The 8,163-nt window shown below is 60.8% G+C and carries 7 protein-coding genes and 3 pseudogenes; 4 read left to right on the top strand and 6 right to left on the bottom strand.

Annotated features, from left to right (window positions below; all coding sequences use genetic code 11):
- Together ACR652_RS14180 and ACR652_RS14175 are read right to left on the bottom strand one after the other, a co-directional pair.
- Positions 1-660: pseudogene (locus tag ACR652_RS14180) on the bottom strand (hypothetical protein); the annotation flags it as partial.
- Positions 661-1,190: 530 nt separating this feature from the next.
- Positions 1,191-1,391, bottom strand: coding sequence for a hypothetical protein (locus ACR652_RS14175; RefSeq protein WP_434507122.1), 201 nt, complete (start codon positions 1,389-1,391; stop codon positions 1,191-1,193).
- A gap of 276 nt (positions 1,392-1,667) precedes the next feature.
- Here ACR652_RS14175 and ACR652_RS14170 point away from each other — a divergent pair, with 276 nt between their 5' ends.
- Entirely contained in the window at positions 1,668-1,874 is a 207-nt protein-coding gene (locus ACR652_RS14170) for a hypothetical protein (protein ID WP_434507121.1), read from the top strand.
- A 1,055-nt stretch (positions 1,875-2,929) separates the two neighbouring features.
- Here the strand turns inward: ACR652_RS14170 and ACR652_RS14165 are convergent.
- Positions 2,930-3,364, bottom strand: a complete 435-nt coding sequence (locus ACR652_RS14165; protein ID WP_434507120.1) for a PA2169 family four-helix-bundle protein — start codon at positions 3,362-3,364, stop codon at positions 2,930-2,932.
- Positions 3,365-3,488: 124 nt separating this feature from the next.
- On the opposite strand from ACR652_RS14165, the pseudogene ACR652_RS14160 reads away from it, so the two are divergent.
- Positions 3,489-3,984 (top strand): annotated as a pseudogene (locus ACR652_RS14160) (IS6 family transposase); the annotation flags it as partial.
- Between the two features lie 813 nt (positions 3,985-4,797).
- Here ACR652_RS14160 and ACR652_RS14155 read toward each other — a convergent pair.
- Positions 4,798-5,004, bottom strand: a complete 207-nt coding sequence (locus ACR652_RS14155) for a hypothetical protein (RefSeq protein WP_434507119.1) — start codon at positions 5,002-5,004, stop codon at positions 4,798-4,800.
- Positions 5,005-5,133: 129 nt separating this feature from the next.
- Positions 5,134-5,583: a hypothetical protein gene (locus tag ACR652_RS14150; RefSeq protein ID WP_434507118.1), complete on the bottom strand. Its 450-nt coding sequence runs from the start codon at positions 5,581-5,583 to the stop codon at positions 5,134-5,136.
- Between the two features lie 183 nt (positions 5,584-5,766).
- On the opposite strand from ACR652_RS14150, the gene ACR652_RS14145 reads away from it, so the two are divergent.
- On the top strand, positions 5,767-6,459 hold the full coding sequence (locus ACR652_RS14145) for a winged helix-turn-helix domain-containing protein (RefSeq protein WP_434507117.1): 693 nt from the start codon (positions 5,767-5,769) through the stop codon (positions 6,457-6,459).
- The gene (locus ACR652_RS14140; RefSeq protein WP_434507116.1) at positions 6,446-7,828 is read left to right on the top strand and encodes a sensor histidine kinase; all 1,383 of its coding nucleotides are present in this window, start codon (positions 6,446-6,448) and stop codon (positions 7,826-7,828) included. The genes ACR652_RS14145 and ACR652_RS14140 overlap by 14 nt, the downstream gene beginning before the upstream one ends.
- A gap of 103 nt (positions 7,829-7,931) precedes the next feature.
- Here ACR652_RS14140 and ACR652_RS14135 read toward each other — a convergent pair.
- Positions 7,932-8,163, bottom strand: a pseudogene (locus ACR652_RS14135) (glycine betaine ABC transporter substrate-binding protein); the annotation flags it as partial.

Here is an 8,163-nt window from a genome sequence, read left to right as displayed (position 1 = left end):
ACGATAATGGCCGCAGGCCGCCATTTCATCGAACCGCCAACGCCCCTGATCGAGCGTCGGATAGCTGCACTCGACGCCGGTGGCGAACATGAACCTGTCTACCGGCGGCGCCCGGGCCGTCGCGGCGGGGCGCGCCGGTTTCACTCGGGCGACTTTGACGTCTGGCGGCCTTTTCGTCGCATAGCCGACGGGTCTGACATAGACGAGGCCGAGAACGGAGCCCCAGATGAAATGCCCGGCGATGATCGCCAGCGGCTCATGCCATCCATCCGAAACGCCGAACAGGCCCGAATAGGGCAGTTTGCCCCCCAGAACGAGCGGATGCATGAGCTCGAACTGCGGATGCATAATGAAGAGCGCGAGAGGCATCGGCACGAAGCCGAAAAGGAATCCCTGGAGCACGGGCGGCAGCGGCAGGACGGACCAGAAAAAATAGGCGTAGAAGACCGCCCAGATCGCGCCGACCAGCAAATGCATAGACATACCGGCGGTCCACCACGCCCATGCTGGTCCATGAGGGAGCGCCAACGTTCCCAGCGTGCCGACAATGTCGAAATAGGGGACGCCTGCGAGAATAATGGGCCGCGCTACGGCTTCCCACGCAACTGCGCCGGCCATGCCGGCAAGAACCGCCTTGCGGTATGCAACATACCGGATCATGCGCCCGCGCCCCAGGTCCCGTCGCATCCAACGCAGAGCCGATGCATTGGAGAGTAACCCGGAAACACAGCGCCGGGCGCCGTGTTCCTGCAAATTGGGGCGCGGGAATCTCCTTTCGGTTTAACCCTTGGCGCAGTGGCGCCTGAACGGAGGGTCTCGTGTCGACGCCTGAGCGCCCGGCGACGATCAATTTGAAGACGCCGCTGTTCATCGCGCCGGACGAAGAGTCGGACGAGGACTGATTTCGCATTGGCGCGCAAAAAACGCCCCGCCGACCCATCCCCGGTGGGGCGTTTGCAGACTTTCAAACTGCGATCTGTAACGCTGTAAGGATTATAAGGACAAAAGCCTCCAGGGTGACAGCAAGGGCGATGACTTGTTCCGGCATGGCGCGTTCTCAGGCAAGCGAGGGGCCGCTGAGGGCAATGCGGATAACACCGTTCGGTTCCAGATAATTAATGAGACGAAAGCGGGGAATTTGTCGGCGGAACATGCAGGCTAGGGCAAGCGGGCCCCGCCGAGGATCTCAATCAGCTCCTTCCGAAGCCGGTCACGGTCCGCAGGATGGATCCTTTGGAGTTCCTCAACCTGAGCTCCCGAGAGCTTTTTGTGTCGTGCCTGTCACGCTCGAGTTCGGAGATCGGCCGCTTCTGATCGGCGATGATTTCCTCGCCACGGGCGGCGTGTCGCTCTGCCTGCTTGAGATGCGCTTCGACCATCGAGGGTTCCATGTGCCACCTCCGAGGCAAAGGTAGGCGCCGTCAATTTCGGCGTTATAGACGGAGAGGCGCCCCATACATCCACGGTCGGGGGGGAGCTCTGGTGCGTGCAATTCGTGTGCGTCGCAGCAAGGGTCACGTATTTTCCACAGCCTGCTTTGTGAAAACGCAGCCGCTATCGTTGGCGAACACTCAAGAGCCGGCAGAAGCTCCGATGTTTGCAGTGGAGATGGCGTCATGGGCCAAGCCAGTGAGCTTATTCGGTTGCCATCGAGGCGGCCTGAACAAATGGTGGCCGCCTACCGCGCGAACAGGTTCCGCGGACGCGTCGAGGTCAGGGAGATGATCCTCGAGGACATGCGGCGCTTCTCAGAGCTTGGAGCGTGGACCTATGTCGACGATCTCACTAAGGCCCTCTTCATGTTTGACGATGAAGAGTTTTTCGCGTCTTGCCCGGAGTCGGCCGTGCTAGGCTCGGACCTCGTTGGGAATTAGGCCAAAAGCGCCATGCCGATACATCCACGGTCGGGGCGCTCACAGCCCGAGCGCTTTAGTCGTCATCGGGATTATGCGGCTAGAAATCTAGCTTGTGAAAGGCGACAACGGCGGTATGGACGGTGTGGTGGCGCCGAGCGAGAAAGCAGCTTGAGCGAAAGGCTGGCAGCAGGGATCGTTCCCCGCACGTCAGCGCCACCTGCAGGTGCAGGGACGGGCCGCCGCACTCTTACACACCTATCGCAGCTAGCCAGGCTGGCAAGGACGCTCTTTCCAACTCAAGCCGCGATCCGCGCCGCCCCAGCATCTTGCCGGCGCCCGTTATTGAGCGCCTCCCGTGCGTCGCGGCAACTGCCTTGGTCAGGCTGAAACCCTATCCGCCCATTTTGCGTTTGGCACATAGGCCTTGAGCTCGGGAGCGCGCTATGATTGAACACACAATCGCCATTGCCGGTTTGGTCCTGGGGACGGTTCTGGTGCTGCGTATCATGTTAAACGCCGAGCCTTAGGGCACCATGTGTGCCACGCTGCGCCGTATCTTCGCGGAGCACACGAGCGCCCAGCCGCTTGACGCTCTTTTTCCTGCCCGATGTAGCATTCTTAGAAGGCTCATAGAGACATTTCATTTCCGCAGCCTGTATCGTCGGGGGCCAGCGGCTCGGGAAGCGCCGGCTTCCCTTTGCATCGGTTGGCGGGCTCTTGCCATTCGTGGCGCGCCGCGCGCCCATCAGGTGAGCCAGCAGCGAGCCCGACGAGCTTGGCTGCCGGCGCCGCTGTCGGCGCAGCCGGGCCGACCGCGCACCGCCTCGACGATCTGCCGCGCCGAGCGCTTCTCCACTGCCATGCGCTCCATTATAGCGACGATTTCGCCGGCGGCGTCGTCTCCGCGTGGTCGCGCATCATGAGCACGCGTGCCTGCGCGTGTCTGAGAGTCTGGGTGGGCTATAGTATTGAATTCGCTTGCGGAGAGCTCCGTCATTAAGCGCAGCGAAGCACTCCAGCGCCATGATGTGGCGCTGGATTGTTCGTCAATTGTCCGCCCACCTCTTTGCGCTTCAGGCGGCGTCCCGCAGCCGCTTGACCAGATCATGATTCTGCACGACGCCCTTGTATTGGCGCTGGACCATCGTCTGGATGTCCATCGGAAGGTTCGATCGAAGCGCCTCTTCGTAAGCGGCCTTTGCGACGTCCTCGCCGCGTTCGCACTCGACAAGAATCGCCTTGTCGTCTCTGCCCGTGATCGCAGCCTTCAAATTCGTCCACGCCCTGTGCATGGCGCCGGCTGTGGTTCCCGACGCGTCAGTCCGTCCGCCGAGTTTTGAAATTTCTCCGTCCAGCTCCCGGGCGCCCGTCTCGCACCGCTTCGACGCGCTTTCCAGCGTAGTTTTCAGACTGGGGTTCTGCACAGCCGCGGCCGCGTCGGCGAAACCCTTCGCCCCGTCGCGACTGATCTCCGCGAGATGGTTCAAGGTTGATACGACATCCGTCATTGCGTCGACTCCTCTGCTTTGGCCCATGAAAAGTCGAGGCCCCGCGACCCCCCAATCGCGACCGTATGCACAACGACGTACGGGCCGCGTTGTTCCAGGCGGTACGCCTGCGGCGACCCAAGATTACACCCGCCGCCTGAAGCGCAAGAAGCCCGGCCGGCGCGACGTCTGGCATCTCGACGCGGTGGTCGTCTCTATCAATGGAGAGAAGCGCTATCTGTGGCGCGCCGTTGGCCAGGAAGGTTACGTCCTTGACGATCGTTCAAATCCGCCGCAACAGCAAGGCCGCCGAGCGATTGCTAAAGCGCCCTCTTCACAAGCAGGGTTGCTACCCCCGCGCGTATGGTCACCGACAAGCGCGGCTCCTATGCCGCAGTCGGCCGGAAGGTCATGCCGGGCGTCGAGCATCGATCGCACAAGGGCCTGAATAATCGCGCCGAAAATTCCCATGTGCCCTTGCGAAAGCGGGAGCGGGCCATGCAGGGGTTCCGATCGTGGGGCGGGTTGCAGCGCTTCGTCGACGTCTCCCATCTCGTCCCTCTTGCTGCTCCGCCATCGCCATCCATCTGCATCGCCTCAGGGCGATCGCGGAGTGGAGATGCGTGCCGCTACCATCCTGAAATGGCGCGCAATAGAATCCACGATGGTCCGTGGAGTTAACGTGACAACACCAGGGTGTTTACACCGGAATCGGGGGGAGATAGCGAAACGCGCCCCACGCGTGGTCCCGTATTGGCCGCGGTCACAGATCAAGCTGGCGCCAAGGCGCACGCCCGCGACTATTATTTCGGCGCGGTCGTTTCTTTTTGCTGATAAGCTCAATTAGGGGAGAGTGCAGCTACTTGTTCCACCACGTAGTAATCCTTCGATAGGGAACCGTTGGCGGCGGAGACGACATTTAGCCCGGCACTGAGAAAAACGGGCGTGCTTCTACGGGTCGAGCCATACAACAATAGATACCTGCCATTACAGAAAAGGTTGACGTAGGGCAATCCGCCGACCATACCGGCGAGAACCGCCTAGCGATATTCGACATACCGGATCATGCGCCCGCTCGCTCCTGCTCCTTGCGGACATACGATGGTTGTGCGCTCGCCGGTCTGGCTAGCGATCAATCGCTCTTTGGGAAGCGCCAAATGCAGGAGACCTTCGACGGGCTGCTATTTGGAGTTGAGAGCTGGTGTGGGTGACGCATCGCTTGGGCCTCACGAAATCAAAGCTCGGCCTCCCTGCGAGAATAGGGTAGCCCGCGTTAGCAAGAGAAGCGCCAGGCGCGCGCCTTTCATAATGGTATCTCTCAATAGAGGATGGGACGAGCCAGATGGCCGCTATGCCCGATGTTTAAGATGCGGCAGCAATAGCGAAGCCCCCAACCTTGTCGAAGGCAATGTCGACGTCACAGGCTTTTAAACGCAGTGACCAGCGCGCCATTGCTAGACACGTGGCAGGATTCCCTGCTCCCAGAGCATTTGAATCGCTTGGTCTCGCGTGAGTTTGGGAAAACGCGCCATGAAGTCCGCCAGCGCCGCCGTCGAGTTGGGGCTATTTTCAATATAAGCTTTCAGGTCGTCGAGCGCGCCTGGCCATGGCTCGCGCCAGGGCTTCGTCTCGCGCTCCGGCTTCTCGTGATTATCGTTCATTCTAACGGCTCAACGGCTTCCAGAATGCCTACTTGCCTCTATCGCGCGGACCGCAGCAAGTTTTAGCTGGAGCAAGGCCTAAACTGGAACGGCCAAACCCGCCCTCGGGTGGGTTTGGCTTTGCGAGCCTCAGTAGCTGTAGCCGTAACAGACGTTGATCCATCTCCAGCCGTAGGGCGTCCAGGTTTGCCGCCAGCAGCCATCATAGCCGTAAAGTCCATAGCCGAGCCCGAAGGGCGCGAATGCAAAGTGGCCGAAACCACGATGAGGGTGAAACGCGAAGCGATGAAACCCTGGATGACCGATGAAGGGCCCGCTAAACGCCCCGGCGCCAGGCATGCCGCCGCCGAAGCCCATGTGCGGTCCCATGAAAGCCCCTCCGAAATGCGGGCCGCCAAAACCGCCTCCAAAATGGGGCACGCCGAAACTCCCCATGCCGCCGTGCATCCCTCCAAAGCCGCCGCCGAAGCCATGCATTCCACCAAAGCCGCCGAAACCGCGAGCGGCAGCCGGATACTGCGCCGACAGCGATGTGCAGATCGCCAAGGCCGCGAGGCCCCCGAAAAGCTTGCGTTTCATAGTCAACCCTCCAGATGCGAGGGGAGCGACGGACCGCGCTAACCCTCACGCTGCGACAGAGGGAAGCGAAAAAATGACCATGAATCCACTGACAAATAAGTCATTTTCTGACAAAAAAGTAAGTTTTCGATCTCCTGATTTCGTGACAAGACTCGACTGCTGACGCTGAGAGGCGCGTGCGTTATGTCTGACGGGCGGTGCGGCGTTCTTGTCGTGGAAGACGACATCGAGATGGCCGAGCAGGTTTCAGAATCCCTGAAAGTGAACGGCTACGCCGTGGCGCTTGCCAGAGATAAGGCTTCTGGCCTCGACGAAGGCAGAAGCGGCAGGTATGGCGTGCTTCTCATCGATCGCCTGCTTCCGGATGGCGACGGCGTCGAAATCGTCCGCGTTTTGAGGGAAGAGAGACAGAACACGCCAGTTCTGATCATCAGCGCGCTCGGGGAAGTGGACGACCGTGTGCGCGGCCTCAGAGCCGGCGGCGACGACTATCTCGTCAAACCGTTCGCCGTGGCTGAACTTCAGGCGCGCGTAGAGGCGCTCGCGCGCCGCAGCGATCGCGTCATAAAGGAGACGGTGCTGCATGCAGGTGATCTCGAACTTGATCTTCTCGCAAGAAAGGCGCGGCGCCGCGGCAGGGACATTGGGCTGCTCCCCCGGGAATTCCGATTGCTCGAATACCTTGTTCGGAACCAGGGACACGTGGTGACGCGCGCCATGCTGCTTCAGCATGTCTGGGACATACACTTCGATCCGATGACCAATATTATCGACGTTTACGTGAGCCGCATTCGTCGCAAGGTGGATTCCAATGACGACTACCCGCTTTTCCATACCGTCCGAGGTGTAGGGTTTTGCATCCGTGCTACTGGCTAAGACCCTTCGCTCATCGACTTATAAACTGGCGCTTGTCGCCATCGGCGTCTTCGGCGTGCTCGTGGTCGCGCTTTTCGCCTATGTCCGCTGGTCGACGGCCGGCTATGTCAGGGAGATCACGGACAGAGCGATCGCGATGGACCTTACAGCCCTTGAGCAGGCCCAGGCTGAGGGAGGGCGCCCGGCTCTGATCGCCGGCATCGAGCGGCAAAGCGCCGATCCGCGTTTTCATGACGCCGTCTACCTGCTTGCCGATCCCTCCTACGAGCGATTATCAGGAAATCTCGATCGTTGGCTCGCGCCGGCGCGTAGCGCAAGCGGTTCGGTCGAGATCCCGACATCCCCGGCGGCGCCTCCCCTTCGACTGGAATTCACGACGCTGGCGAGCGGAGATCATTTGCTGGTCGGACGAAAGGTCGCCGGGCTCGACGCGTTTGTGAGCGAGATCGACAGGGCGCTCGGCTTGGCCATCATTCTCATTTTCGCGCTAGCGGTGGTCGCGAGCGTATCAGTCACCTGGCGAACAGTCGGCCGTATCGAAGCCATCAATGCGACCAGCCGGATCATCATGCAGAGCGGCCTGGACAAGCGTATTCCACTACGCGGGTCGCATGACGAATGGGATGAGCTCGCGGCAAGTCTCAACAGCATGCTCGAGCGTATCCAGCTGCTCATGGCGGAAGTGAAGCAAGCGACCGACAATGTCGCGCATGATCTGCGCACGCCCTTGGCGAGGATGCGCGGTCGGCTCGAGAAGGCGCGTGGTGAGAAGCGTGACAGGGAACGCGACCAGATTCTCATCGACCGAATGTTAGCGGACCTCGAGGATGTGTTGCGCATGTTCGCATCCTTGGTCCGGATCTCGCAGATCGAGTCATCCGACCTCGCAAAATCATTTCGGCAAGTCGACCTGTCGCAGATCGCGGACGATGTCGTCGACCTCTTCGACGCCGCCGCCGAGGAGAAAAATATCCATTTGCTGCGCAAAGGAGAAAAAAGCGTGACCGTCAGAGGCGATCGCGACCTTCTGTTCGACGCGCTCGCCAATGTCGTGGACAATGCGCTCAAATACGGCCGCGAGGGAGGGGTCGTGACAGTGGAGGCAAGGCAGACGACGAACGGCGGGATGATCTGCATTTCCGATGACGGGCCGGGCGTCGTGGAAAGCGAGCGGCAGCGTATCTTCAAACGTTTTTACCGCCTTGAAATGGCGAGAGGGTCCCATGGCAACGGGCTGGGCCTCAGCCTTGTCTCTGCTGTCGCGCGATTGCACGGCGCGGTGATTTCGCTGTCGGATAATTCTCCTGGGCTGCGGTTCCAGTTTGCATTTCCTCCGCTACGGCCCCCGCCGCACCCCCGTCAGTGGTGACGTCATCCTCATCGTAAGAGGCGGCGCTGAAGCTCAGGTTGTATTGCGACGGGTGCTGGGGGCGAAGCTGGACCGTTTACGGCTGAATCCGGCGACGCGAAAATCAGGCGGAGGGGGTGGGCTCCAGATGTAGTCCGCGCGGAACGAAGTGGCGCTCGGCATATCCGAAAAGGCCCTGGACGAGGAGCGCGAGTAGGGCGGCCGGCGCGGCGCCTTCGAGGATCAATCCGTAGTTATCCAGACGCAGGCCAGTAAAAATCGGCTGGCCGTAGCCGCCGGCGCCAATCAGGGCGCCGAGCGTCGCCGTGCCAACATTGATCACAGCAGCAGTCTTC

It is taken from the genome of Methylocystis sp., from assembly GCF_051061225.1.
In the GTDB taxonomy this organism is placed as follows: Bacteria; Pseudomonadota; Alphaproteobacteria; order Rhizobiales; family Beijerinckiaceae; genus Methylocystis.
This window is presented reverse-complemented; position numbering and strand designations above follow the sequence as displayed.